The 22,681-nt window shown below is 62.0% G+C and carries 25 protein-coding genes; 8 read left to right on the top strand and 17 right to left on the bottom strand.

Going from position 1 to position 22,681, the window contains the following annotated elements; all coding sequences use genetic code 11:
- Window positions 1–124 precede the first annotated feature (124 nt).
- Window positions 125–1,567, bottom strand: coding sequence for a homospermidine synthase (locus tag HGO38_RS07985; RefSeq protein ID WP_250955350.1), 1,443 nt, complete (start codon window positions 1,565–1,567; stop codon window positions 125–127).
- Between the two features lie 155 nt (window positions 1,568–1,722).
- On the bottom strand, window positions 1,723–2,763 hold the full coding sequence (locus HGO38_RS07980; protein ID WP_352230464.1) for a heme-dependent oxidative N-demethylase family protein: 1,041 nt from the start codon (window positions 2,761–2,763) through the stop codon (window positions 1,723–1,725).
- On the opposite strand from HGO38_RS07980, the gene HGO38_RS07975 reads away from it, so the two are divergent.
- A complete protein-coding gene (locus tag HGO38_RS07975) occupies window positions 2,762–2,932 on the top strand; it encodes a CopG family transcriptional regulator (protein ID WP_250955349.1) in 171 nt (56 codons plus the stop codon). The genes HGO38_RS07980 and HGO38_RS07975 overlap by 2 nt on opposite strands.
- A 59-nt stretch (window positions 2,933–2,991) precedes the next feature.
- Here the strand turns inward: HGO38_RS07975 and HGO38_RS07970 are convergent, their stop codons facing one another.
- Genes HGO38_RS07970 through HGO38_RS07955 form a run of 4 tightly spaced genes read right to left on the bottom strand, consistent with a single transcriptional unit; the run spans window position 2,992 to window position 6,929 of the window.
- A complete protein-coding gene (locus tag HGO38_RS07970) occupies window positions 2,992–3,276 on the bottom strand; it encodes a YciI family protein (protein ID WP_250955348.1) in 285 nt (94 codons plus the stop codon).
- Complete coding sequence (locus tag HGO38_RS07965) at window positions 3,276–3,908, bottom strand: aminotransferase class IV family protein (RefSeq protein WP_250955347.1); 633 nt, start codon at window positions 3,906–3,908, stop codon at window positions 3,276–3,278. Before HGO38_RS07965 ends, HGO38_RS07970 begins: the two co-directional genes overlap by 1 nt.
- Entirely contained in the window at window positions 3,893–5,053 is a 1,161-nt protein-coding gene (locus tag HGO38_RS07960; RefSeq protein WP_250955346.1) for an aminodeoxychorismate synthase component I, read from the bottom strand. The genes HGO38_RS07965 and HGO38_RS07960 overlap by 16 nt, the downstream gene beginning before the upstream one ends.
- Before the next feature lie 19 nt (window positions 5,054–5,072).
- Complete coding sequence (locus HGO38_RS07955; RefSeq protein ID WP_250955345.1) at window positions 5,073–6,929, bottom strand: M3 family oligoendopeptidase; 1,857 nt, start codon at window positions 6,927–6,929, stop codon at window positions 5,073–5,075.
- Between the two features lie 218 nt (window positions 6,930–7,147).
- On the opposite strand from HGO38_RS07955, the gene HGO38_RS07950 reads away from it, so the two are divergent.
- From HGO38_RS07950 to HGO38_RS07940, 3 genes are all read left to right on the top strand, one after another.
- On the top strand, window positions 7,148–8,713 hold the full coding sequence (locus HGO38_RS07950; protein WP_250955344.1) for a sigma-54-dependent transcriptional regulator: 1,566 nt from the start codon (window positions 7,148–7,150) through the stop codon (window positions 8,711–8,713).
- Between the two features lie 590 nt (window positions 8,714–9,303).
- Window positions 9,304–11,115, top strand: coding sequence for a peptidoglycan L,D-endopeptidase MepK (locus tag HGO38_RS07945; protein WP_250955343.1), 1,812 nt, complete (start codon window positions 9,304–9,306; stop codon window positions 11,113–11,115).
- A gap of 290 nt (window positions 11,116–11,405) precedes the next feature.
- Entirely contained in the window at window positions 11,406–12,197 is a 792-nt protein-coding gene (locus tag HGO38_RS07940; RefSeq protein WP_250955342.1) for an alpha/beta hydrolase family protein, read from the top strand.
- Between the two features lie 183 nt (window positions 12,198–12,380).
- Here the strand turns inward: HGO38_RS07940 and HGO38_RS07935 are convergent, their stop codons facing one another.
- The 3 genes from HGO38_RS07935 to HGO38_RS07925 all read right to left on the bottom strand — a co-directional run bounded on the left by HGO38_RS07935 (window position 12,381) and on the right by HGO38_RS07925 (window position 13,853).
- Complete coding sequence (locus HGO38_RS07935) at window positions 12,381–12,644, bottom strand: DUF2312 domain-containing protein (RefSeq protein WP_168471922.1); 264 nt, start codon at window positions 12,642–12,644, stop codon at window positions 12,381–12,383.
- A gap of 93 nt (window positions 12,645–12,737) precedes the next feature.
- Window positions 12,738–13,043 carry a DUF1244 domain-containing protein gene (locus tag HGO38_RS07930; protein ID WP_250955341.1) on the bottom strand — a complete coding sequence of 102 codons (306 nt, stop codon included), beginning with the start codon at window positions 13,041–13,043 and terminating at the stop codon, window positions 12,738–12,740.
- 15 nt (window positions 13,044–13,058) lie between these two features.
- Window positions 13,059–13,853: an N-formylglutamate amidohydrolase gene (locus tag HGO38_RS07925; RefSeq protein ID WP_250955340.1), complete on the bottom strand. Its 795-nt coding sequence runs from the start codon at window positions 13,851–13,853 to the stop codon at window positions 13,059–13,061.
- Between the two features lie 294 nt (window positions 13,854–14,147).
- Here HGO38_RS07925 and HGO38_RS07920 point away from each other — a divergent pair, with 294 nt between their 5' ends.
- Window positions 14,148–14,534 (top strand): DUF1036 domain-containing protein, encoded by a 387-nt coding sequence (locus tag HGO38_RS07920; protein WP_168472194.1) that lies wholly within the window; start codon window positions 14,148–14,150, stop codon window positions 14,532–14,534.
- Entirely contained in the window at window positions 14,534–15,973 is a 1,440-nt protein-coding gene (gene pyk, locus HGO38_RS07915) for a pyruvate kinase (protein WP_250955339.1), read from the top strand. The genes HGO38_RS07920 and pyk overlap by 1 nt, the downstream gene beginning before the upstream one ends.
- Window positions 15,974–16,340: 367 nt before the next feature.
- On the opposite strand, the gene HGO38_RS07910 is transcribed toward pyk, so the two are convergent.
- The 6 genes from HGO38_RS07910 to HGO38_RS07885 form a co-directional block, all read right to left on the bottom strand.
- Window positions 16,341–17,342 carry an alpha/beta fold hydrolase gene (locus HGO38_RS07910; RefSeq protein WP_250955338.1) on the bottom strand — a complete coding sequence of 334 codons (1,002 nt, stop codon included), beginning with the start codon at window positions 17,340–17,342 and terminating at the stop codon, window positions 16,341–16,343.
- 97 nt (window positions 17,343–17,439) lie between these two features.
- Window positions 17,440–18,060 (bottom strand): tetratricopeptide repeat protein, encoded by a 621-nt coding sequence (locus HGO38_RS07905; protein WP_250955337.1) that lies wholly within the window; start codon window positions 18,058–18,060, stop codon window positions 17,440–17,442.
- A gap of 123 nt (window positions 18,061–18,183) precedes the next feature.
- Window positions 18,184–18,309 carry a type B 50S ribosomal protein L36 gene (ykgO, locus tag HGO38_RS07900; RefSeq protein ID WP_168471928.1) on the bottom strand — a complete coding sequence of 42 codons (126 nt, stop codon included), beginning with the start codon at window positions 18,307–18,309 and terminating at the stop codon, window positions 18,184–18,186.
- Window positions 18,310–18,477: 168 nt separating this feature from the next.
- Complete coding sequence (locus tag HGO38_RS07895) at window positions 18,478–19,533, bottom strand: 5-(carboxyamino)imidazole ribonucleotide synthase (RefSeq protein ID WP_250955336.1); 1,056 nt, start codon at window positions 19,531–19,533, stop codon at window positions 18,478–18,480.
- Window positions 19,530–20,030, bottom strand: a complete 501-nt coding sequence (gene purE / locus HGO38_RS07890) for a 5-(carboxyamino)imidazole ribonucleotide mutase (RefSeq protein ID WP_250955335.1) — start codon at window positions 20,028–20,030, stop codon at window positions 19,530–19,532. The genes HGO38_RS07895 and purE overlap by 4 nt, the downstream gene beginning before the upstream one ends.
- Window positions 20,031–20,048: 18 nt before the next feature.
- Window positions 20,049–20,252: a YdcH family protein gene (locus HGO38_RS07885; protein WP_168471931.1), complete on the bottom strand. Its 204-nt coding sequence runs from the start codon at window positions 20,250–20,252 to the stop codon at window positions 20,049–20,051.
- A 234-nt stretch (window positions 20,253–20,486) separates the two neighbouring features.
- On the opposite strand from HGO38_RS07885, the gene HGO38_RS07880 reads away from it, so the two are divergent.
- A complete protein-coding gene (locus HGO38_RS07880) occupies window positions 20,487–20,663 on the top strand; it encodes a YdcH family protein (RefSeq protein WP_250955334.1) in 177 nt (58 codons plus the stop codon).
- A gap of 144 nt (window positions 20,664–20,807) precedes the next feature.
- On the opposite strand, the gene HGO38_RS07875 is transcribed toward HGO38_RS07880, so the two are convergent.
- Together HGO38_RS07875 and HGO38_RS07870 are read right to left on the bottom strand one after the other, a co-directional pair.
- Window positions 20,808–21,068 carry an ArsR/SmtB family transcription factor gene (locus tag HGO38_RS07875; protein ID WP_250955333.1) on the bottom strand — a complete coding sequence of 87 codons (261 nt, stop codon included), beginning with the start codon at window positions 21,066–21,068 and terminating at the stop codon, window positions 20,808–20,810.
- Window positions 21,069–21,160: 92 nt separating this feature from the next.
- On the bottom strand, window positions 21,161–21,925 hold the full coding sequence (locus tag HGO38_RS07870; RefSeq protein ID WP_250955332.1) for a sulfite exporter TauE/SafE family protein: 765 nt from the start codon (window positions 21,923–21,925) through the stop codon (window positions 21,161–21,163).
- A 100-nt stretch (window positions 21,926–22,025) separates the two neighbouring features.
- Between HGO38_RS07870 and HGO38_RS07865 the strand changes: the two genes are divergently transcribed.
- Complete coding sequence (locus HGO38_RS07865) at window positions 22,026–22,679, top strand: thiamine phosphate synthase (protein ID WP_250955331.1); 654 nt, start codon at window positions 22,026–22,028, stop codon at window positions 22,677–22,679.
- Window positions 22,680–22,681 lie beyond the last annotated feature (2 nt).

Below are 22,681 nucleotides of genomic sequence, written 5' to 3'. Positions count from 1 at the left end.
AGCAAGGCCAAGTGCCGTTCGGCCAACAGTTATCCGGCCAGGGAAGGCATGTGTCCCGACGGGAAAAGAAAATGCCCGCCGCGGGTGGCGACGGGCATCAAAGGATTATGGGTCTGAAAGCAGATCAGCGAACCAGAATGTTCTTGAACTGCCAGGGATCCTTGGTGTCCAGATCTTCCGGGAAGAGGCCCGGACGGCCGTCGAGCGGGGTCCAGTCGGTGTAATGGCCTTCGACCGGGCCGAGATACGGCGACTGCACTTCCAGGCAGCGCTTGTAGTCGATCTCGTCGGCTTCAACGATGCCGGCCTTGGGGTTCTCGATGGCCCAGACCATGCCGGCCAGAACGGCCGAGGTTACCTGCAGGCCGGTGGCGTTCTGGTAAGGCGCGATGCGGCGGGTTTCTTCCAGCGACAGGCGCGAGCCGTACCAATAGGCGTTCTTGTCATGGCCGTAGAGCAGCACGCCGAGTTCGTCGACGCCGTCGACCAGCTCATTCTCGTCGAGAACGTGCAGGACCGGCTGAGCGGTGCCGCCATTGCCGAACATTTCGTGCAGCGACAGCACGGCGTCGTTGGCCGGGTGATAGGCGTAATGGCAGGTCGGGCGATAGACGACTTCGCCATCCTTTTCGACGGTGAAGTAATCGGCGATCGAGATGGATTCGTTGTGGGTGACGAGGAAGCCATATTGCGGGCCGGGGGTCGGGCACCAGGTGCGCACGCGGGTGTTGGCGCCGGGCTGTTCCAGATAGATGGCGGCCTTGCAGCCCTTCTTGTGCTTCTTGGCGTTCTTCGGCATCCAGTTTTCATGGGTGCCCCAGCCGAGTTCGGCCGGCTGCAGGCCTTCGGAAATGAAGCCTTCGACCGACCAGGTGTTCCAGAACACGTTGAGGGGTTTTGGGTTCTTGGTCAGCTGCGTGTCGCGCTCGGCAATGTGGATGCCCTTGACGCCGACCTTCTTCATCAGCTTGGCCCAGCCTTCGCGATCGTCCTGGGTCGGCTCTTCGAACTTGATGCCGAGTTCATTGGCGAGATTGACCAGGCCCTGCTTGACGAACCAGGAGACCATGCCCGGGTTGGCGCCGCAGGTGGAAACCGCCGTCGTGCCGCCCGGGTTCTTCTTCTTTTCGGCGCGAACGGTTTCGCGTAGCGCATAGTTGGTGCGCTCGGAGTTTTTCATGCTCTTGTCAAAATAGAAGCCGAGCCAGGGCTCGACGACGGTGTCGATATAAAGAACATCGAGCTTGCGGCACAGCTTCATCAGGTCCAGCGAGCCGGTGTCGACCGAGAGATTGACGCAGAAGCCCTGGCCTTCGCCTTCGGTCAAGAGCGGCTTCAGGAGTTCCTTATAGTTCTCCTTGGTGACATGCGCCTGGATGTGCTTGATGCCATGCTTGGCAAGGATTTCGGCATCCTCATTGCGCGGGTCGATGACCACCATCCGGCTCTTGTCGAATTTGAAATGGCGTTCGATCAGGGGCAGGGTGCCCCGGCCGATCGAACCGAAGCCGATCATGACGATCGGGCCGGTGATTTCGCCGTATACCGGATAGGCTTGCTTGGTCATCTCTGTCTCCTTCAGATGCGCGGGCATCATATCAGCACCGCGCGGGTAGGGTCTTGGTCTGTCTATGTCCGGATTTCCCGAATTTGTCGGCTCTAGATCATAAATCCCTGACATAATAAAGGGTCTATGCGGTTGGACGATGACGGCGGCCTGCATCACACGGTTATTGCTGCAAGATCGGCTTGGCGCAGGCAGCGCACGAGGTCGTCGCGCTTTTCGGCCAGCCCCTTGTAGTTCACCTCGTCCGGTGTCAGCGATTCCAGCTGCTCTGCGAGTTTGGCGGCCAGCGCCCCGCCATCCGGCTGGTCGATCAGGGCCTTCAGCGGATCGAGATAGATGCGGATCGTGAAGACGATATCGCCCGAGACCGGCAGCTTGCGTAGGCTCTGGCGCTCCACCCGGATGAAGGCATTGGCGGCCGACACGCCCGTCGACAGGGGATCGCTCGGCGGCCGCAGGCTGACGGGGTGATAGAGCGCATAGGTCCAGTTGATCGACCAGTTGAAGCGCTTGGCGGGGACCGCCGGCTGCAGATTGTCGAAGATGCGGTTGACCAGCACCGCGTTGCGCGTGCCGCCCTGAAAGCCCGGCACCGTGGCATGGACCTGATCCATCGGCTGATTGAATTTCTCCGCCAGCGACCAGGACGAGGGAAAGGCCAGATGGGCCGCGACGATGGTCCAGCCGTCCTCCTTCTTGCGCAACAGCACGAGATCATCGGCGATCAGCGATCCGGCCCGCACGATCGGCGGCACGGTTTCGTCGCTAAGATCGACGCTGTGGCCGGCCATCTCCATTGTGTTGCCGTGGCGGCGATAATGGGTGGCATGATCGGTCAACAGATGCTCGACCAGCAGATCGAGACATTCCTGTTGGGCCTGGCCGGTGTCGGATGCCACCCGGACGATATCATCATAGTGACTTTTGGCCAGTTGCTGCTTCTCGTCGAGATAGCGGCCGAGATCGCCATCCGTCTCGATCCACTGGTGCGGATCAAGGGCAGACACGCCGATGGTGAAGGGACGCGTCGGCCCGGCATAGGGTGTATAGGTCGGCATGGTCATCATCTGGGTGCGGTGGCTCGATTTGCCTGTAGCGTGCCGATTTGCTAGCCTATTGGCAAGGACAAGCTCGGTCGAGGCGGCCCTTTGGGCATCCCGTTCGCTCGCGTCCTCCGACGCGGAGAGCCTGGACATGAAATATCTCGACCGGCAGGATCTGGAACTGGCAGTGGTTGAAGAGGGCATGCTGGCGGCGGCCGAAAACGGATTGATTTCGCACGAGGCTATGAAAAAATGGCTTCTAAGCTGGGGAACGGACGACGAATTGCCCCCGCCCGAGCCGGATATCGCTCGGCGCAATTGATCAAACGCATCTGGGCCACGACGGCGCTGCTGAGGACCTTACCGTAATTCGAGCGAACCCTAATCCTTCAACACCTCAAGCCCTTCAACCACCGTCGACAAGGCCACTTCGGTCACCTCGTAGTCCGCGACGCCATGCACGGTGAAGGGGTCCTCTGCGACATAGGCTTCGATCGCGGCGCGGTCGCCTTTGGCCAGGATCAGGCCGCCGGTGCGCGGCACCTTGCGGCCGGAGGCTAGAAACCAGCCGCGGTCATATCCCTCCTTCACCCAGGCCAGATGCGGCGCCATGTGCCGGTCGGCCTCTTCACTGCTTGTCTTGTAGGTCAGCGACAGGATCAGCATCAGGCATATTCCGGGACGAGTTCGGCGCGGATCAGGCCGCGCAGGCTATTGCCGACGAAGAGGGCGCGGTTGGCGAGATCCTTGGGTTTCAGCACCTCGTTGCGGGCGCGCCGCCCGCGGATCAGGTCGGCGCGCAGGATGCCGGGCAGCAGGCCGCTCGACAGGGGCGGGGTCAGCAACATGCCGTCGGGGCTTTCGATGAAGATATTGGTGAAGGTGCCCTCGCAGAGTTCGCCGCGCTCGTTGAGCAGCAGCACCTCGTCGACCGCATCTGCCGAAAACTCGGCGCGGGCGGCCTCATAGGGCTCGCGGCGCGTGGTCTTGTGGCGATACAGCGTATCCTCGGATTTGAGCCTCGTCTTCTGGGCCACCATCACGCGCCAGACGGTATCCTTGGCGACAGGCTGGAATTCTGTGGTGGTCACCTCGACACGGCCGCGAAAATTCATGGTCAACCGCACGCGCAGCGCAACATCGCCGCTGACCGCTTCTTTCAGGGCGTCCTGCGCGCCCATGGGCTGTCTAAAGCCCAGTGCATCGGCAGAGCGGGCCAGACGGCGCATGTGCTGGTCCAGCCGGACAAAACCTTCGCCGGGCTCCCAGCGCATCGTTTCTATCAACGAGTAATCCATTGATCCCCTACCGCGAAGCGCGCCTTCAGCAGGCATTCCTCATATTCGGCCGGTGCCGTCGAATCATAGACGATGCCGCCGCCGACATTGAAGACTGCCCGGCCGTCTTTGAAAAGAGCGAGCGTGCGGATTGCGACTGAAAATTGCATGGCGCCGGAGGGCGCGACATGGCCGATGGCGCCGCAATAGATGTCGCGCGGTGCCGGCTCCAGCTGGCGCAGGATCTGCATCGCCCGGATTTTTGGCGCGCCGGTGATCGAGCCGCAGGGGAACAGCGCTTCGAAGATATCGGAGAGGCCGATCTCGGGCCGCAATCTGGCGCGGACATGGCTCACCATCTGGTGGACCGTCGGATAGGTCTCGATGTCGAACAGCCGCGGTACGGTCAGGGAGCCCACCTCGGTGATGCGCGAGATATCGTTGCGCAGGAGGTCGACGATCATGCGGTTTTCGGCCTGCGTCTTCTCATCGGCCTTCAGGGCTTCGAGGATCTCAGCATCTTCGGCCGCATCCGCGCCGCGCCGGGCGGTGCCTTTCATCGGATGGGTGTCGATGAACCTCTCTTCATCAACGGCGAAGAACAGCTCCGGCGAGCGGGAGACGATGACCGGGCCGCCGAGATCGACCAAAGCGCCATACTTGACCGGCTGGCGGTCGATCAGCGCCCAGAACACCTCTGGCGGTGAGCCGTGCCAATGGGCTGATATCGGCATAGTGAGGTTGGCCTGGTAACAGTCGCCCTTGCGCAAATGCTGGTGCAGCCGGTCGAAACGCTGCCGGTAGGCCGGCAGATCCCAGGCGGCGACGGCATGGGTGATCGGCGGTTCGTTGGTGGTTGGCTGCGGCGCTTTTGCCTGGGGGTGTTGGTTGCCGGCCGGCGCGTCGAATACGCCGAAAATCAGCAGCGGCGTCGAGCGTCCCTCCGGCAGAAGCGGCTTCAGCTTGTCCTCGAACAGATAGCCGGCCTCGTAGGAGAGATATCCGGCCAGCCATTTGCCGGATCGATGGGCCGCCTCCAGCCGCGCCAGAGCGGGCCGGAGATCGTCGGGCTGATCGGCGACGACTATCTCCAGCGGCTCGGCAAAGACGGTGCAGTGTCCGCTGGTATCGTCGCGAAACACGATCGAGCGGCCGGTCTCTGACATGCGGTTGAAAGCTCCGTTTTCAGGAGGCCTTATCAAGCGCCTCCAGCTCGTCGATCAGCCCCTCTATCATCGACAATCCCTTGGCCCAGAACGACGGATCGGTGGCATCGAGCCCGAACGGCTTCAGCAACTCCGAGTGATGCTTGGTGCCGCCGGCCTTCAAGAGTTCGAAATACTTGTCCTGGAAGCCGGCATCAGCCTGCGCGTAGACGGCATAGAGCGAATTCACCAGGCAGTCGCCGAAGGCATAGGCATAGACATAGAAGGGCGAGTGGATGAAGTGCGGGATATAGGCCCACCAGGTCTCGTAGCCCGCTGAAATGCGGATGGCGGGCCCAAGGCTTTCCGTCTGGACCGACAGCCACAGGTCGCCGATCGCTTCGGCCGTCAGTTCGCCCTCCTTGCGGGCGGCATGCACCTTGCGCTCGAATTCGTAGAAGGCGATCTGCCGCACGACCGTGTTGATCATGTCCTCGACCTTCTGGGCGAGCATGGCCTTGCGCTCGCGCTTGTCCTTGGTCTTATCGAGCAGGGCGCGGAAGGTCAGCATTTCGCCGAACACGGAGGCGGTTTCGGCCAGCGTCAGCGGCGTCTGGCACATCAGCGCGCCCTGGTCGCCGGCCAGAACCTGATGCACGCCATGGCCAAGCTCGTGGGCGAGCGTCATGACATCGCGCGGTTTGCCGAGATAGTTGAGCAGCACGTAAGGATGGGCGGAGGGCACGGTCGGATGGGCGAAGGCGCCGGGCGCCTTGCCGGGCCGGGCCGGCGCGTCGATCCAGCCGCCATCGAAGAAGCGGGCGGCGATTTCGGCCATTTCAGGCGCAAAGCCGCCATAGGCCGACAGAACGGTTTCTTTTGCTTCCTGCCAGGGGATCAGCCGGTCGGGCGTTTCCGGCAGCGGCGCATTGCGATCCCAGAACTCCATCTGGTCCATTCCGAGCCATTTCGCCTTCATCTGGTAATAGCGGTGCGAGAGGCGCGGATAGGCGTCCTTGACCGCGCTGGCCAGCGCGTCGACGACCTCGCGTTCGACGCGGTTGGCCAGATGGCGGCTGTCGGCGATGTCGTCGAAACCGCGCCAGCGGTCGGAGATTTCCTTGTCCTTGGCCAGCGTATTGGTCACCAGAACGAAGATGCGGATATTGTCCTTGAAGGTATTGGACAGGGCAACCGCCGCCTTTTCGCGCACCGCCGGGTCGGCATCCTGCAGCATGTTGAGGGTCGCTTCGATCGGCAATTGCTGATCGTCGACCGGAAAGCGCAAGGCGGCCAGCGTCTCGTCGAACAGGCGGTTGAAGGCGGCCGCGCCGGTCATCGACTTTTCGAGGAACAGCTGTTCGATCTTGTCGTCGAGCTGGAACGGCTTGTCCTTGCGCAGGTCGACGAGCCAGGGGCGATAGTGGCCGGCGGCCGGATCATTGTCCATGCAGGCGTCCATCACGGCATCGTCGATGCGGTTCAGCTCCAGTGCGAAGAACAGCAGGTGGGCCGACAGATCCGTGAGTTTGGCCTGCACGTCGCCGAAGAACTTGCCATTGGCGGCATTGGTCATGTCGGAATAATAGGTGAGGCCGGCATAGGAGCCGAGCCGGCCGATGAGGTCGTCGAGCGCTTCATATTCGGCCAGCGCCGCGCCGATGCCGGTCTCGGCTTGCGATGTGGCGGAAACGGCGAGCTTACCCTTCCATTTGGCCTCAAACGCCGGGCAGGCCTTGGCAGCCTTATCCATGTCGGCGAGGAATTCCGGCGAGGTCGCGGAAGGGTAAAGATCTTCCAGCTTCCACAGCGGCAGGCTGCCCAGGGCCGGATCGGTCTCGACGGTTGCAATCGCCGGCGCAAACAGACGGGGGTCGTTGGATCGTGCGAAGCGCATGGTGAGTTCCTTCCTGTTCGGCAATAATGAGCCGTAACGAATAGACAGTCGCGCGCGCGGCGGCAAGCCATGTCGGCAGCGTCCCGGTCCCGGTCAGGGCTTTCGAAATCGTTAAAATCCGAGCGGTTCTCAAAACCTCATCTTCAATCCTTTCTGGCAGGATCGGGCTTCGTCTCACTGTGCTTAAAGCGCCAAGAATGATTCCGGGAGCTTGAAATTTGACCGCTCATATCCTCGTTGTAGATGATGATCCTGTGCAGCGCCGGCTTTTGAAAGCCGCCGTGGAAAGCCAGGGCCATGTCGTGCACCTGGCAGAGGACGGCCAGACCGGCCTTGCCTATTTTCGCCGAAACCATACCGAGATCAGCGTCATTCTTCTCGACCTGATGATGCCCGGCATGAACGGGCTTGAGTTCTTAGGCGCGCTTGGCGGCCTGGAAACCGAAGTGCCGGTCATCGTCCAGACGGGGCAGGGCGGCATCGAGACCGTGGTACAGGCCATGCGGGCCGGCGCGTTCGATTTCGTCGTCAAGCCCGTCTCGCCGGAGCGGATCGCGGCGGCCATCGGCAATGCGCTGAAGGTCGATCAGCGCGACGCCAAAGCCCGTCCGCCGCGACGTCCACGGTCCGGCGCCGTCGGCTTCAGCGATATCATTTCCGCCAGCCCTGCCATGGCACGGGTCATGGATCTGGCCCGCCGCGCATCCCAGTCGAACATTCCGGTGGTGCTGGAGGGCGAATCGGGGGTCGGCAAGGAAATGGTGGCCCGCGCCATTCAATCGGCCAGCGACCGCTCGTCGCGCCCGTTCATCACCGTCAATTGCGGGGCCATCCCGCGCAATCTGGTCGAAAGCATCCTGTTCGGCCATGAAAAGGGAGCCTTTACCGGGGCAACCGAACGTCATGTCGGCAAATTCGCCGAAGCCGACGGCGGCACGCTGTTCCTCGACGAGATCGGCGACCTGCCGCTCGACACCCAGGTCAAGCTGCTGCGCGCCGTGCAGGATGGCGAGATCGAGACGATCGGCGCCCGCCAGCCGCAGAAGGTCAATGTGCGGCTGATTTCGGCCACCAACAAGGACCTGATCGAGGAGGTCAAGGCCGGACGGTTCCGCGAAGACCTCTATTATCGACTCAACGTCTTCCCGATCACCATTCCGGCGCTGCGCCGGCGCAAGGAGGACATTCCGTTCCTGGCGCGCGCCTTTACCGAGCGTTTCTCCGCCGAGCAGCGGCTGACGCGGCCCCTGGCGCTGGGCGCCGGCGCCCTGGCGCTGCTGACGGCTTTCGACTGGCCGGGCAATATCCGCCAGTTGGAAAACGCCATCTACCGGGCCGTCATCCTGTCGGAGGGGCCGGAACTGTCGGAAAACGATTTCCCGCAGATCCTGGCGCAGATCCCCGGCGGCCTGGCCGCGCAGGATGTCTGGCCCGGCTTTTCCGGACTGGAGCTGGTGCCTTCGAGCCCGGCGCCGACACCGGCGCCGCACCTGATGCGGATGCCGGAACGGGCCGATACGGCACTGGCCGAGCGCATCAGCGCGGTTCGCGTCGAAGAGGATGGCAGCGGATCGAAGGACAATGTCATCGTCAGCACCGATGACAGCGGCAATGTCCGCCGGCTTGCCGATATCGAGGAGGAATTGATCCGTTTCGCGCTGAAATTCTATCGCGGCCAGATGAGCCAGGTGGCGCGCAAGCTCGGAATCGGCCGCTCCACCCTGTACCGAAAGCTCAAGGATTACGGCATCGACCCGGAAAATCCGCACAAGCACGCCGCTTGAGGTCTACCCCTTTAGCCGGGTGGCAAGGTCGCCCGGCTAAAGCGCCTTTGTGCGAAGGATTGGGCAATGGGCCGGGCCTTAGTGTCGCACCGGCCCTGCCGGGAATAACGTGCCGGCTGTTTCGGCTTTTGGGTGCCGTGGCCGGACCAGCTGCGGCATCTGCCGGGCAAGGATATGAAATGAAACGATATTTCTGAAGTTTGCCGTCGCTTCTGCGGATGGTTTCTGCGCCTGCGAGGGCAATTATCCCGCCAAAATCGCCCCGTGTCGAAAAAAGTTTTCCCCAACCGATTGTTAACCCTGGGGTAAGGATGATTTATTACCTCTGGTAAATCGCTTGTTAGAGATTGGTTCACTATATATGAATCGATGTCGGCGGTGTGGCAGTTTTGCCATGTAGTTACCGCATTTGACCGTCATTTGGTTTGATGTGGGACGTTGTCTTTCGGACGGGGATTGATTTGCAGGTATCTCGTGCAATTTTGGGGCCTTCCGGGCATGATCGGCTTTGCCGACAGTCCGAAAGAGGATCGGCCGCTTCGCGGTTCGTCTTCCTGGCCCTGGTGCTGTTGGCGATCGGCGTATCCGCGTTGTTCGGTTCCGCGTCGCAGGCTGCTGCCGAGACACGCACGCTGAAGATCCATTTCGTGCATACTGGCGAAAAAGCGGCGATCACCTTCAAGCGCAACGGGCGCTACGATGCCAACGGCCTGAAGCAGCTCAATAACATCGTCCGCGACTGGCGTCGCAATCAGCCGACCAAGATGGATCCGCGCCTGTTCGACCTGGTCTGGGAAGTCTACACGCGGGCCGGTGCCAGCGGCTATATCAATGTCGTCTCCGGTTACCGCTCGCCCGAAACCAATTCCATGCTGCGGTCACGGTCCAAGGGTGTCGCCAAGGAAAGCCAGCATATGCGTGGCACGGCGATGGACTTCTACATTCCCGGCGTTCCTTTGAAGACGCTGCGCGAACTCGGCATTAAAATGCAGGCCGGCGGCGTCGGCTATTACCCCAATTCCGGATCGCCTTTCGTGCATATGGATGTGGCCGGCGTGCGCGCCTGGCCCCGTATGACGCGCAACGAGCTTTCCCGCCTGTTCCCCGATGGCAAAACGGTTCATATTCCATCCGACGGCAAACCGCTTCCGGGCTATAATCAGGCCCTGGCCGAATACAAGCAGCGGCTGAATTCCAAGCAGATCCTCATGGCGGACTCGAAAGAGCCGAGCAAGCGCAAGAACCTGCTGGCCATGCTGTTCGGCGGTGGGGATGAGGACGAGGAAGAAGACGTCGTCGTGCCGGCCGAGCGTCCCGCTATCGCCAAGCCTGTGGTGACCGCCGAGCAGCCCATATTGGTCGCTGCCGCCGTGCCGCCGCCGGAGCCGTCTCCGGCTGAAGCCTCGGTCGATCCGTCGATCGTTGCACCCGTGCCGCTGTCGCGTCCGGCGTTCCGCCCGCAGGCCGGCAATGAAAGCCTGGCGGTAGCACTCTATTCGCCGAACCGCAGTGCCGCCGAAGACGCTCTGCAGAAGGTTGCCACGCCGCAGCCGCCGGAAATCGCTGCCGCGGTCGATCCGGAGCAGGCTTCCGACGAAGGCTTTGCCGATCTGCAGACCTACAAGATCCCGGTGCCCACCCTGCTTGGCCAGCGCGGCATGAAGGGCGATGCCGAAACCTATATCCTGACCGCATCCGTTGCGCCGGGTTCGCTGCCGCCCGTCGACGATGGCGCCGCCGGCATTCCGATCCCGGCCGGTCGTCCGGCCCTTGCCGATGCGCTGGCTGCGACCGCCGAGGTGTCACCGAAATCCGAGCCGATGTCCGTGGAACAGGCGATCCTGTCGCCGGAGGCCGCCAGCGCGCTGGAACAGAGCCAGATGCCGGTGCGCCAGCCGGCTGAGCCGAAGGATTCGGCGCTGGCTGCGCCGGTGCCGACCCCGATGCCTGCGCCTGCCAAGCCGATTGCCACCGCCGTTGCGGCCGTTCCCGTGGCCAAGCCGCACCCTGCCGAAACGGCCAAGCCGCGGGCGACGGAAGTGGCTTCCATCGCGCCGGCCAAGCCCTCGACGCGCACGGTTGATTTCGGCGATGTGTTTGATGAACCGAAGCCTGTCGACACAAGCGTCGAGGCTGGCCTGCCGGCCAAGGGCGGCCGTCCGAGCCTGAGCGAAGCCGAAGCCGCACACCGGGCCATGACCGGCGGCACCAAGCTGACCGGCAATATGCTGTCGCAATGGGCCTTGAACAAGGAACGCGTCGGCACGGTGGGCAAGGGCGGCAAGGCGCCGCGTATCGTCAGCCGTTCGTTGAGCGCCGAGTCTGCCGCCGTTTATCCGGTCGGCTTCTCGAGCCAGCCCGCGCCAATCGATCCGGGCCGTTTCGGGGCTGCCAAGCCCTGATCGGCGATCGGCGAATGGATGAAACCTTCGCCTTCGCCATCTTCCCATACAGAAAAACCGACTGCGAAGCCCAGCCCGCTATTGGGAATGTGGAATCAAGCGACTGACCGAAACTGCTTGCAACACGGGCGTTGCGGGCGGCTATTGTGGTTTAAAGCACCTTCGGCAAGCATTCGGCATGCTCAAACTGTCGCAGAATACCCATTTCTGCAACGTCGCGAAATTCGGTTGCAAAATTCTCGCTTTAATTGGGAGTTTTGCGACAGACAAGCGAAAGAGACTTATAGAATATGGCTACGTTAGCGCCTGATGGTATTCCGATCATTGTCAGCAAGCCGCAGGGAGCCGCGCGGCACTTGTTCCTTCATCTGCCAGCCTTTGGGCAAACGAAAGAGGAAACAAAGCCGGTTCTCGACCATCTGGCCGAAAAAGGCTTCGCGGCGGTCGGCATGGATATATGGCAACAAGGCGAACGCGGCCATGAAAGCCGGAACCAGCTCACGGCGCGCGTGTTCGGGAATTTTCAGCGGAATATGTGGCCTATCCTTGGGCAAACGACGCTCGATATATCGCGCGTGATTGATTGGGGGCTGACCGAGTTCGATCTAGCTGCGCCGGCATTTATAAGCGGCCTCTCTCTCGGCGGGGATATAGCGGTTGCCGCTGCTGGCCTTGATTCCCGGATTTCCAATGTCGTTGCGGTCGGCTCGACACCAGATTGGAAGCGGCCGGGAATGCACGATGTTATGGACGCCACTAAATTGCTGCCATCCGGCGAGCCGGACCCATACGCGCAGTTTTTCTATGACCAGCTCAATCCTTTGACGCATTTGGACCGATATGCGCGGGGGCCTTGGCTGAACTTCATATCGTGTGAATTGGATAATCACATTCCTTTGGACGGCGTGAAGCGGTTCAAGGCGGCGTTATCGGAAAAAAATCCGCAGGCCGGCGAGCGCATTTCTCTGACAATGTTGCCGGACCGCCGACACGTGGACTTGCTCGATCTTGATGTTTGGTGGCCGACAGCTTCGGCGCTGATAGATCGTATCGACGGCCCGGCCTCGTCGCAGAATTCCTAATATTCGTGACAAAACCGCCAGCGCTGAAAGATCATGGGAAGTTCTGTCGCAAAACTCCCTCGCAAAAGTCAGAGTTTTGCGATTGATATCTGCGACAGGGCAGTGTTCCACATTTCCGTTAGGGGCTGAACCGCGAAGCGGGTTCTTATGCCTGTCCTCGTTCTCCGGAAATTGCGATCCGGTTTATTCCTCGGGCGGGGATTCGATCATGCCGAGGGCGTGCAGGTAGGTGTCGAGGATCAGATCCTCTTCCATCCGCTCCTGGGCGTCCTTCTTGCGCAGGGCGATGACCTTTTTCAGGATCTTGGTATCGAAGCCGGTGCCCTTGGCTTCGCCATAGACGTCCTTGATGTCGTCGGCGATGGTCTTCTTTTCTTCTTCCAGTCGTTCGATGCGCTCTACAAAAGCGCGGAGTTGGTCACGGGCGACGCCATGAGCATCAGACATCTGAATCTCCTATTGTTGGGAAACGGTGGTTTCGGTGAGGCGTGACCTGCCGTGAAGCGGGCGTCGCGTCAAGCCCCCTTGCCGGATTTGCGATTATTCGTGGGGTCGGCTTGCCTCGAATGCCACCTTCTGGGCGTCGGATGCTTCGCCCTGGTGGAGCGTCTTCCAGTCCTCGTAAGGCATGCCGTAGACCATGGTGCGGGCTTCGTCCTTAGCAATATCGACGCCTTCGTCTTTCGCGGCGTCCCGATACCAGTTGGACAGGCAATTGCGGCAAAATCCCGCCAGGTTCATCAGATCGATGTTCTGCACGTCGCTGCGCTCGCGCAGGTGTCCCAAAAGCCGGCGAAAGGCGGCGGCCTCGAATTCGATCTGCTGCTGTTCGGTGGGGTGGGTCATGGTCATGTCCTGTCGTCAGCCGGAATAAGGCCCGGTGCGGGAAGGGTGGATCCGGTAGGCATGCAGGGCCGGATCGGTATTCATCGTTTCGAAGATCGGCGCAAGGCGCTCGGCCCAGGCGGCAATGCCGGCGTCATCGCCGATCAGGTCCTGGCGGACTTCCAGCAGCGCATGGGGAATGCCCGTCACCATGCAGTGCCGGTACAGCGTATCGCCTTTCAGCGCGCCGTCATAGGGTTCGTTGTCGCCGACCAGAATGTCGCCGCCAGCCCGCAAGCCCGATATCAGCGGGATCACGGCCCGCTCATCGGTGTCCCACAGCACGGCGGCATGCCAGGGCCGCGGCTCGCCCTTCCAGGCCGGCGTATAGGAATGCAGCGACAGCACCAGCGGCGCCTTGCCGGTCTGGCGTGCCACCGCGTCGATCGTGCGGGCGACGGCTTGGTGGTAGGGCCGGTGGAATTGTTCGACGCGGCTATCCCATTCCTCGGTGCTGATCGGGTGATTGCCCGATATGATCGCCCCGTCGGAAATCTTCATGATCAGGGTCGGATCGTCCTCGCCGCGGTTCGGATCGATCAGCAGCCGCGAGAAGCAACTGAGGACGGCGGGCACGCCAAGTCTGTCCGCCAGGCTGCGGGTCAGGCCCTCTATGCCGATATCGAAGGCGATATGGCGCGAAAACGCCGTTTCGGGCAGACCGAGCCGGCCGTAGCGCTCCGGCAGGCGGTTCATGGCGTGATCGGCGAGCAGCACCAAACCCTTGTCATGATCGCCTGGGATAATCTCGAAAGGTATGAATTCTTGCATCGGATCTTCGGCTGCCCCTGCATATTGTCCCGCTTGATGGCATGGGGCGTTGGCGAGTGCAAGATTTGCGTGCCGCCACCATTGTGCCAAACTCGCGGGGGAAGATTTGCCTTGGAATTATAATCGATTAGTGTTGCGTTGACATTCTTGCCCCATCGTCGCAAGAAAGCAGCACTGATGAAAAATGGAGTTCCGTCGGAAACCGTGCCGAAACGAAATACACTCTCTTCCGTTGTCAGGTTCAGGCGCACCACGCGCCATTTGCTGTTCGCTGGCCTTTTCGCTTTTCCTTTCATGGCGGCAGGGTCCGCGCATGCCGAATTCCGGGTGTGCAACGGGACGCAGAACTTGGTCGGCGTGGCGATCGGTTACCGGTCCGCCGAAGGCTGGATCAGCGAAGGCTGGTGGCAGGTGCCGGCGACCACCTGCGCCACCCTGATCGAAGGCGAATTGCAGTCCCGCTACTATTATCTCTACGCGGAAGATGCCGCCCGCGGCGGTCGCTGGACAGGTGGCGTCAACATGTGCGTTGCTGAAAACGAATTCAAGATTGTCGGTGTCCAGGACTGCTTCACGCGCGGCTACCAGCAGATGGGATTCAAGGAATACGACACCGGCCGACAGGGAAGCTGGATGGTTCAGCTTTCCGACACTCCAGGCACCCAGGAAGGCCAGAACTGATGAAGCGCAATCGTAAAGTTAAAATCCTGGCGACGCTCGGGCCCGCTTCGTCCGACGAAGCGATGATCCGCAAGCTGCACGAGGCCGGCGCGGACCTGTTCCGCATCAACATGAGCCATGCCAGCCATGACGGAATGCGCGACCTGATCAAGCGCATCCGCGCCGTGGAAGCCGAATGCGGCCGTCCGATCGGCATTCTCGCCGACCTTCAGGGACCGAAGCTGCGCGTCGGAAAGTTTGCGACGACGACGGTCGAACTGGTGCAGGGGCAGACCTTTACCCTCGACGACAATGAGGCGCTCGGCGACAATACCCGCGTCTTCCTGCCGCATCCGGAAATCCTGCAGTCGGTCAAGCCTGGCCATCGCCTGCTGATCGACGATGGCAAGCTGCATCTGCGGGCCGAGAAATGCGACGGCAAGAAGATCGTCTGCACGGTCGTCTCCGGCACGAAGATCTCCGACCGCAAGGGCGTCAGCCTGCCCGACACGCTTTTGACCTCCGGCGCCCTGACGCCCAAGGACTGGGCCGACCTCGATGCGGTTCTGGCCACCAATGAAGTCGACTGGGTTGCCCTGTCCTTCATCCAGCGCCCGGAAGACCTGGCCGATGTGCGCAAGGTGGCGCGCGGCCGCGTCGGGCTGATGTCGAAGATCGAGAAGCCGCAGGCGATCGAGCGGATCGACGAAATCATCGAATTGTCCGACGCCTTGATGGTCGCGCGTGGCGACCTCGGCGTCGAAATGCCGCTGGAAGCGGTTCCGGGCCTGCAAAAGCAGCTCATCCGCGCCTGTCGGCGTGCCGGCAAGCCGGTCGTCGTGGCGACCCAGATGCTGGAATCGATGATCACCTCGCCGGTGCCGACCCGCGCCGAAGTGTCCGACGTCGCGACCGCCGTCTTCGAAGGCGCCGATGCGATCATGCTGTCGGCCGAATCGGCATCCGGCCAGTATCCGGTCGAAGCCGTTGCGACCATGGCCTCGATCGCCTATACGATCGAGCGCGAACCCCATTATCCCGGCATTATCTACGCCCAGCGCCCGCAGCCGGAAGCAACCGGCGCCGACGCGATCTCGCTGGCGGCTCGCCAGATTGCCGAGACGCTGAAGCTGACCTCGATCGTCTGCTATACCTCGTCGGGCAATACCGGCCTGCGTGCCTCGCGCGAACGCCCTGAAGTGCCGATCATCGCGCTGTCGCCGATCATCCAGACGGCACGGCGCCTGTCGATCGTCTGGGGCCTGCATTGCGTGGTGTCCAGCGAGCCGACCGACCTGGACGACATGGTCAACCGCGCCTGCCGTATCGTGGCGTCCGAAGGCTTCGGCAAGCCGGGCGACCGGATCATCATTTCGGCCGGCGTGCCGCTCGGCACACCGGGGGCGACCAACATGCTGCGCATCGCCTATATCGGCTCGGACGGCCTCAGCGGCGTCTGAAGACGTCCACGTCCGAGATTGCCGCCGATCCACAACCGCCGCACCCTCTGCGGCGGTTTTTTGTTGGCTGCAAGGGCCTAGAGCGTTTCCTGGTTAGATTGAAGCATTCTGCCGGAGCAGGTTTTCGTCAGGGCAAAGGCGATTGGCGAAGGGCATACCCGAAGCTACGTCCGAGCCGATCGCCTTTGATGCTGGCGGAAAGATGCCCGGCCCTTCGGGTTGGCTGAAACGGGCTGCCTGATCGCCCGGCCGGCTTGGCCGTAGGGCGTGGCTACGACGCGCGCCGGTCGGGCGATTATCCAACTGCGTTTGAGCCAACAGAATGTTTCAATCTAACCAGGAAACGCTCTAAGGGAAGGGCAGGCTGCTATTGCGCCTGCTGCTGCAGGCGGATCTCCAGGGCGCGGGCCATCGCCTGCAGATCCCGATCTTGGCCGGCGATCTTTTCGAGGGCCGCCACGGCGATGTCGTTGGCGATATAATCCGGCTTGTGGCCGAGGCCGCGGATCCAGACCAGTTCCGAGCCTGAGATATCGCGTGCCAGGCCGCGTGAGTGGATCTCCTCCAGCACGACATCGTCGCTGTCGCCGGTGATGATCACCGTCGGGGCGGCGATCTCCCGATAACGCGGCGCCATGCGGGTGACATAGGCATGGAGCCCCGCCACGTCGATGGCATTGTTGCGAAAGCTGGATGGTCTCAGAACCAGTGCCGGGCCGGTCTTGTCGATATAGTCGGCGGGGGCGGGGTTCGGTCCAAAAACCGACACGATCGCCTTGTCCAGCCGCATGAGGCCCGCCGGGACGGCAAGGGTGCGGGCAAACAGCGGACCGATCACCGGCGTGGCTGTGAGGTCATAGTACCAGTCGACGCCGCCCGGCCAGGGATGGGTGGCCGGCGCCAGGAACAGCAGGCCGGCGGTTTTTTCCGGGTAGAGCACGGCAAAGCTCGCGGCAATCGAGGCGCCGAAGGAATGGCCGACGATAATGGCGCGGTTCATGCCCTTCCTGTCCATCAGCCGGGCGATGGCCGCTGCCTGGCCGTCCGGCGTATCATTTTCCGGGCCGCCCCGCTCCGAATAGCCGTGGCCGGGCCGGTCGATGAAGAGGAGTTCTGCACGGCCCTCCAGGGGGGCGCGAAAGGCGGTCGCCTGGTCGCACAGATTGCCGCTGGCGCCGTGGATGAAGATGAGCGGCGGCAGATCGGCCTGGTCGCCGGCGGGGATATGCAGGGCATTGATCCGCATGCCGCCGATATCGGTCAGTTCGCCGATATTGGGATAGCGGCTTTCGATCTTGCGGCTCTGGATGCTGGAAAACACCGTGGCGCAACCGATCAGCGCGGCGATGGCGAGGAGGGGAAAGAGCATGAAGCGATACCGTCGCGAGAGTTTGGACGCTTTGGGATGGGAAGCGGGCAGGGGATGACCTCCGCGTTCTAGGGGAGGGATACCGGACGGTTCGGCATCAGGTCCGGTTGCCGGCAAGCTTTTCAGAGAGTTTGGTCACGGTTTCCTGGGCCTCCCGGTCGGCCGGGTAGACGTCGAGATAACGCTCCCAGGCCTTCAGCGCCATCTCGTCGCGCCCCGATTCGGCAAGGATGGAGGCCAGGCCCGCCAGCGCCCCGAAATGACGCGGCTCCAGGGCCAGGACATGATGGATGTCGGCCATCGACTTGCGATAGCTGCCCATGGTGTAGTGCAGCGTCGCCCGGCGGTTCCAGGCCTCGGCAAAGGTCGGATCCAGCACGATCGCCTGATCGAGGAAATCGAGGGCGGCGGCGTTGCGCTTCTCGCCGATCGCCTCGTTGGCCCATTGCATCATCAGATTGACCGTCGCGCTGCCCGAATCGCCCCAGGCCGTCATGATAGTGCTGGCGATGCTCTGGGCGGTTTCGGGGTCGCGGGCCCGGCGCAGATCGGTCAGCAGGCTGTCGATCGGCTTGTCGGCAGAGGTCGCGTCCGGCGCGATGCTGGCCTGTTCGGCCGCGTCCTGGGCATAGGCTGTGCTCCAGAAGCCGGAGGCGCTGGTCAGCGGAAGGACGATGGAGAGCGTCAGTGCAAGGCACGGCAAATGAAAATAGCGCATGCACGTAAGGTAACGCGCCTGCGCCATGTTTCAAATCAAAATATGCGCGATCAACACAATGTCAGTGAATGAGGTCTTTGACGGATCGCCAACCTGTCACGCGCACAAAAGCCTGGTCCGGTATCAGCCCTGACGAGCCTTGAAACGCGGGTTCGACTTGTTGATGATGTATACACGACCCTTGCGGCGAACCAGACGGTTGTCGCGATGACGGGCCTTCAGCGCTTTCAGCGAATTCTTGATCTTCATTTTTCTGATCCGCAAGGTTGCCGGGGAATTCTGTTATTCCGCCAGTGTCTTTAACATTCAAAAGCGCGCCGGGGGCGCGCTCCTTCAGGGTTGGTGGCAAATACCCCTATGCCCCCTCTGTGTCAACCGGCGCCGGGCTTTTTCGACCGAAACACCGGGTTTTTCCTGCTATTTCAGCTCCGTGACATGGCCCATCTTGCGGCCGGGGCGGGCTTCAGACTTGCCGTAGAGATGAACAAGAACATTGCGGCGCGACAGCCAATCGGGCACGGCATCGATATCGTCGCCGATCAGATTGGTCATCACGCAGTCGGAATGGCGCACAGGATCGCCGAGCGGCAGGCCGGCAATCGCCCGGATATGCTGTTCGAACTGCGAGACGATGCAGGCGGCTTCGGTCCAGTGCCCGGAATTGTGGACGCGCGGGGCGATCTCGTTGGCAATCAGCGCGCCGTCCGGCAGGACGAAGAACTCGATGCCGACCACGCCGACATAATCGAGCGCCGTCAGCAGTTTTGCGGCTGAGTCCCGCGCGGTGGTCCCTGTCGCCGCAGTGATTCGCGCCGGCACCGTCGAGGTGTCGAGAATGCCGTCGCGGTGCACGTTTTCGGCCGGATCGTAACAGGCAATGGCGCCATTCGGGTCACGGGCGGCGATGATCGAGATTTCCCGCTCGAAGGCGACGAAGCTTTCGAGAATCAGCGGAACGTTGCCGAGGGCTGCAAAAGCACCCTCCGGCCGGTCCTGCGGGCCGCGAAAGACCCGCTGGCCCTTGCCGTCATAACCCATGCGCCGGGTCTTCAGCACGCCTTTGCCGCCGAAATCGACAAGGGCTGCTTCCAGCTCGGCCTGGCTGTCGACGGCGTGGAAGCGGGCCGTCTGGATGCCGCAGCCGTTCAGGAAGCGTTTCTCCGTCAGCCGGTCCTGGGCCACCTGCAGCGCCTTCGGCGGCGGAAAGACCGGGACGTTGCGGGCGAGCATCTCGGCCGCCTCGACGGGCACGTTCTCGAATTCGTAGGTGACGATGTCGCAGAGTGCCGCCAGCTCGCCGAGCGCCACCGGGTCGCCGTATTCGGCGACGATCTGGCGGTTGGCGAGTTGCGCTGCGGGGCTGTCGGCCTGGGGCTCGAGAATCACCGTACGGAAGTTGAGGCGTGCGGCGGCCATTGCCAGCATGCGGCCGAGCTGGCCGCCGCCGATGATGCCGATGGTCTGGACGGTCATGGAGCCTCGTCTATCGGGTATTCTGCAACACTTGCGGTCTGGCGGGCGCGCCAGTCGTCGAGACGACCGGCGAGATTCTCGTCGGACAGAGCGAGCACGGCCGCGGCCAAGAGGGCGGCATTGATGGCGCCGGCCTTGCCGATGGCAAGCGTTCCGACCGGAATGCCGGCCGGCATCTGCACGATCGAGAGCAGGCTGTCCTGGCCAGACATGGTTTTCGACTGCACCGGCACGCCGAAGACGGGAAGGGGCGTCATGGCCGCCGTCATGCCGGGCAGGTGGGCAGCACCGCCGGCGCCGGCAATGATCACCTTGAAGCCTTCGTCGCGCGCCTGGCGGGCAAATTCGAACATGCGTTCCGGGGTGCGGTGCGCCGAAACGATGCGGGCCTCGTAGCCGACATCGAGGACGTCGAGGGTGTCGGCGGCATTCTTCATGGTTTCCCAGTCCGATTGGCTGCCCATGATGATGGCTACGGGTGGACGCTCTTCATGCATGCTGTTGCCTCCCACGCATCAGGCGATGATATCGGGAATGATCTGGTCCTCAAGTTTGGTCAACTTGTCCTTGATCGCCAGTTTCTTCTTTTTCATCCGCTGGATCCGCAAGGCATCGCAGCCGGTATCGATCATGGCATTGATCGCCACATCGTAATCCTCGTGCTCCTGGCGCAGCCGTGCCAGCTGAAGCCTTGCATCCGCCTGTTCCTGATCCGGCATTGTCCTGTCCCCATTATCGCGTTCCCGCATCTTTTTTTGAGATGCATCCTGGATTGGCGCAAGCTCCTATCACCAAACAGCGGTAACGGGAAGTTATCCCTAATCTTGAAATTGCCTTGTTCATACCTGGTTTTCGCCTTCGACAAAGTCCCCGGTTCGTGTCACATTACTTTCGCAAACCCTGAAACTCCAGCGATGGATTGCTGGAGGTAGGCAAAAGGAAGGACGTCTCAAATGACCATACAGGCTCATATTGAATCGCTTGCAAAGAAGCACGGAGCTCTTGAGGAAAAGCTTCATACCGCTCTTGCCTCTCCCTCCGTCGACGACAAGGAAATTCTTGAAATCAAGCGCCTCAAACTGCGCCTCAAGGACGAAATGGAACGCCTGCGGTCTTCCACGCGCCATTAAGGCGTAGTGCCGCGAGATACTCGCGGCCATCGTGTTCGCGGCATGTATAGCCGCCCAAGACAATTCAGTGAGACCGGCGTTCGCTTTATCGGTCACAGATTGAACCCCGGAAGCCAAAGCGGCTTTCGGGGTTTTCATTTGGGTTCAGGACCAGAACTGGTCGAGCCACAGGTTGAGCTTATCGAACCCGTGCGGGTTGACGGAATAGATCCGCCGCGTGCCCTTCGAGGTGACGGTCACCAGGTTGCAGTCGAGCAGGGCTTTAAGATGCTGGGACACCGCCGGCCGGCTGATCGGCAGACCATTGGCGAGATCGTTCACGGTGCGCGGCGCACGACGCAGCTCTTCCAGCAGGTAGCGCCGGTTCGGGTCAGCTATCGCGGTAAAGGGATCCGTGTTCGACATGGTGACCAAGCTACGGCATGCGGGCTGTCGCGGCAAGCGCGTATTGCGCTGCAGCGAAGCGCATTTTGACACCCCTGCAGGCAATCGACGTGCTAAAACCCTGCTCCGTCCCACACCAGCTTGAGCGCGGCCAGCAAAGCCATTGCATACATCAGCGGATAGAAGGTCTGCGGCTTCATCAGCCGGACCAGGCGAGCGCCGGCCAGGGTCGAGACCAGGGCCACGGGCAGAAGAAAGGCCGACAGCGTCAGGTTGGCGGTGTCCAACTCGCCAAGGGCGAAGTAGGGCACGACTTTCACGGCATTCATGATGGCGAAAAAGCGCACGCTGGTGCCGGTATAGGTACGCGGGTCGAGCTTCAAAGGCAGCACGTAGATCTGGAACGGCGGCCCGCCGGCATGGGCGACGAAACTGCCATAGCCCGACAGTGTGCTCCAGAGACCGGCGGCGAGCGGTCGCTGCGGCTTCGGCGGCGTTTCTATCTTGGAGTTCGGTCCGTAGGTGTCGTAGACATAGCGGGCGACGAAGATGATCGTCACAGTGCCCAGCACCAGCCGCATGGCACCGGCGGAAATATAGGTGGATGTGGCCCAGCCGAGCACAATGCCGAGGATTGCGCCGGGCAGCATCAGCACCAAAGTCTTGCGGTCGTTGTGATGACGCCAGGCCCACAGCGCCACGGCATCCATGACCAGCAGGATCGGCAGAAAGATCGCCGCCGCCTGCATCGGCGGCACGACCATGGCGAGAATCGGCACGCCCAGCAGCGCCAGCGCGCCGCCCAGCCCGCCCTTGGAAAGGCCAACAAGAATGACTGCCGGGATGGCAGCGTAGAAAAACTGGATGTCCGGGAGCATTTGTTTCGGTTGATCCTTTCGCCAGACCGGTCTATCGGAATTGATCGCCCAAAACGAGTGGTTTTCGCTCGCCGCCAAAACCGATGAAACGGAATATGCCATGACCCGTCCCGAGAGCCGCTGCCGCCTCGTCCTGATCGTGCCGGACTTTGCCGATGACGCCACCGGTGCTCGCCTTCTTGCCGATGCCCTGAAGGGCGGAGACGTGGCCTCCGTCATCATTCCGCAATACGAACTTGGCGACGATGCTTTTCAGGCGCGGGTCGAAGCGTTGGTGCCGGAGATCCAGGCGGCCAATGCCGCCGCCATCGTCGTCGACAACAGCCGCGTCGCCGGCCGGGCCAAGGCCGATGGCCTGCATCTGACCGGCAGCGCCGAGGAACTTGCCGAGGCGGTCGAGAAATTTTCGCCGAAGATGATCATCGGCGCCGGCCGCGCCATGGAGCGTCATGTGGCGCTCGAGGTCGGCGAGGCCAATCCGGATTACGTGTTCTTCGGCAAGCTCGATGGCGATATCAAGCCAGAAGCCCATTCGAAAAATGTCGATCTGGGCGAATGGTGGGCCTCGATGGTGTCGATCCCGTGCATCGTCATGGGTGGCAGCGACCCGGATTCGGCCCTGACGGTGGCCGAGTCGGGCGCGGAATTCGTGGCGCTGCGCCGTGCGGTGTTCGACGATCCGGCGATGGCTGCCACTGTGGTCGCGCAGATAAATGCAATGCTGGACGAAAAAGCGCCACGGTTTGGCGGTTGAAG

The sequence above is a fragment of the Rhizobium sp. CG5 genome (assembly GCF_023701945.1).
Classification (GTDB): domain Bacteria; phylum Pseudomonadota; class Alphaproteobacteria; order Rhizobiales; family Rhizobiaceae; genus Allorhizobium.
This window is presented reverse-complemented; position numbering and strand designations above follow the sequence as displayed.

Excerpts from the sequence above, each read along its gene's own strand:
- HGO38_RS07880 (WP_250955334.1), top strand. The coding sequence starts at position 20,487 with ATGACCATACAGGCTCATATTGAATCGCTTGCAAAGAAGCACGGAGCT.
- HGO38_RS07910 (WP_250955338.1), bottom strand. The coding sequence starts at position 17,342 with ATGCTCTTTCCCCTCCTCGCCATCGCCGCGCTGATCGGTTGCGCCACG.
- HGO38_RS07895 (WP_250955336.1), bottom strand. The coding sequence starts at position 19,533 with ATGACCGTCCAGACCATCGGCATCATCGGCGGCGGCCAGCTCGGCCGC.
- HGO38_RS07875 (WP_250955333.1), bottom strand. The coding sequence starts at position 21,068 with ATGTCGAACACGGATCCCTTTACCGCGATAGCTGACCCGAACCGGCGC.
- pyk (WP_250955339.1), top strand. The coding sequence starts at position 14,534 with ATGAAGCGCAATCGTAAAGTTAAAATCCTGGCGACGCTCGGGCCCGCT.
- HGO38_RS07930 (WP_250955341.1), bottom strand. The coding sequence starts at position 13,043 with ATGACCCACCCCACCGAACAGCAGCAGATCGAATTCGAGGCCGCCGCC.
- HGO38_RS07970 (WP_250955348.1), bottom strand. The coding sequence starts at position 3,276 with ATGCTGATCCTGTCGCTGACCTACAAGACAAGCAGTGAAGAGGCCGAC.
- ykgO (WP_168471928.1), bottom strand. The coding sequence starts at position 18,309 with ATGAAGATCAAGAATTCGCTGAAAGCGCTGAAGGCCCGTCATCGCGAC.
- HGO38_RS07935 (WP_168471922.1), bottom strand. The coding sequence starts at position 12,644 with ATGTCTGATGCTCATGGCGTCGCCCGTGACCAACTCCGCGCTTTTGTA.
- HGO38_RS07940 (WP_250955342.1), top strand. The coding sequence starts at position 11,406 with ATGGCTACGTTAGCGCCTGATGGTATTCCGATCATTGTCAGCAAGCCG.
- HGO38_RS07865 (WP_250955331.1), top strand. The coding sequence starts at position 22,026 with ATGACCCGTCCCGAGAGCCGCTGCCGCCTCGTCCTGATCGTGCCGGAC.
- HGO38_RS07905 (WP_250955337.1), bottom strand. The coding sequence starts at position 18,060 with ATGCGCTATTTTCATTTGCCGTGCCTTGCACTGACGCTCTCCATCGTC.
- HGO38_RS07985 (WP_250955350.1), bottom strand. The coding sequence starts at position 1,567 with ATGACCAAGCAAGCCTATCCGGTATACGGCGAAATCACCGGCCCGATC.
- HGO38_RS07925 (WP_250955340.1), bottom strand. The coding sequence starts at position 13,853 with ATGCAAGAATTCATACCTTTCGAGATTATCCCAGGCGATCATGACAAG.
- HGO38_RS07920 (WP_168472194.1), top strand. The coding sequence starts at position 14,148 with ATGGCGGCAGGGTCCGCGCATGCCGAATTCCGGGTGTGCAACGGGACG.
- HGO38_RS07885 (WP_168471931.1), bottom strand. The coding sequence starts at position 20,252 with ATGCCGGATCAGGAACAGGCGGATGCAAGGCTTCAGCTGGCACGGCTG.
- HGO38_RS07870 (WP_250955332.1), bottom strand. The coding sequence starts at position 21,925 with ATGCTCCCGGACATCCAGTTTTTCTACGCTGCCATCCCGGCAGTCATT.
- purE (WP_250955335.1), bottom strand. The coding sequence starts at position 20,030 with ATGCATGAAGAGCGTCCACCCGTAGCCATCATCATGGGCAGCCAATCG.
- HGO38_RS07975 (WP_250955349.1), top strand. The coding sequence starts at position 2,762 with ATGAAATATCTCGACCGGCAGGATCTGGAACTGGCAGTGGTTGAAGAG.
- HGO38_RS07965 (WP_250955347.1), bottom strand. The coding sequence starts at position 3,908 with ATGGATTACTCGTTGATAGAAACGATGCGCTGGGAGCCCGGCGAAGGT.
- HGO38_RS07960 (WP_250955346.1), bottom strand. The coding sequence starts at position 5,053 with ATGTCAGAGACCGGCCGCTCGATCGTGTTTCGCGACGATACCAGCGGA.
- HGO38_RS07980 (WP_352230464.1), bottom strand. The coding sequence starts at position 2,763 with ATGTCCAGGCTCTCCGCGTCGGAGGACGCGAGCGAACGGGATGCCCAA.
- HGO38_RS07955 (WP_250955345.1), bottom strand. The coding sequence starts at position 6,929 with ATGCGCTTCGCACGATCCAACGACCCCCGTCTGTTTGCGCCGGCGATT.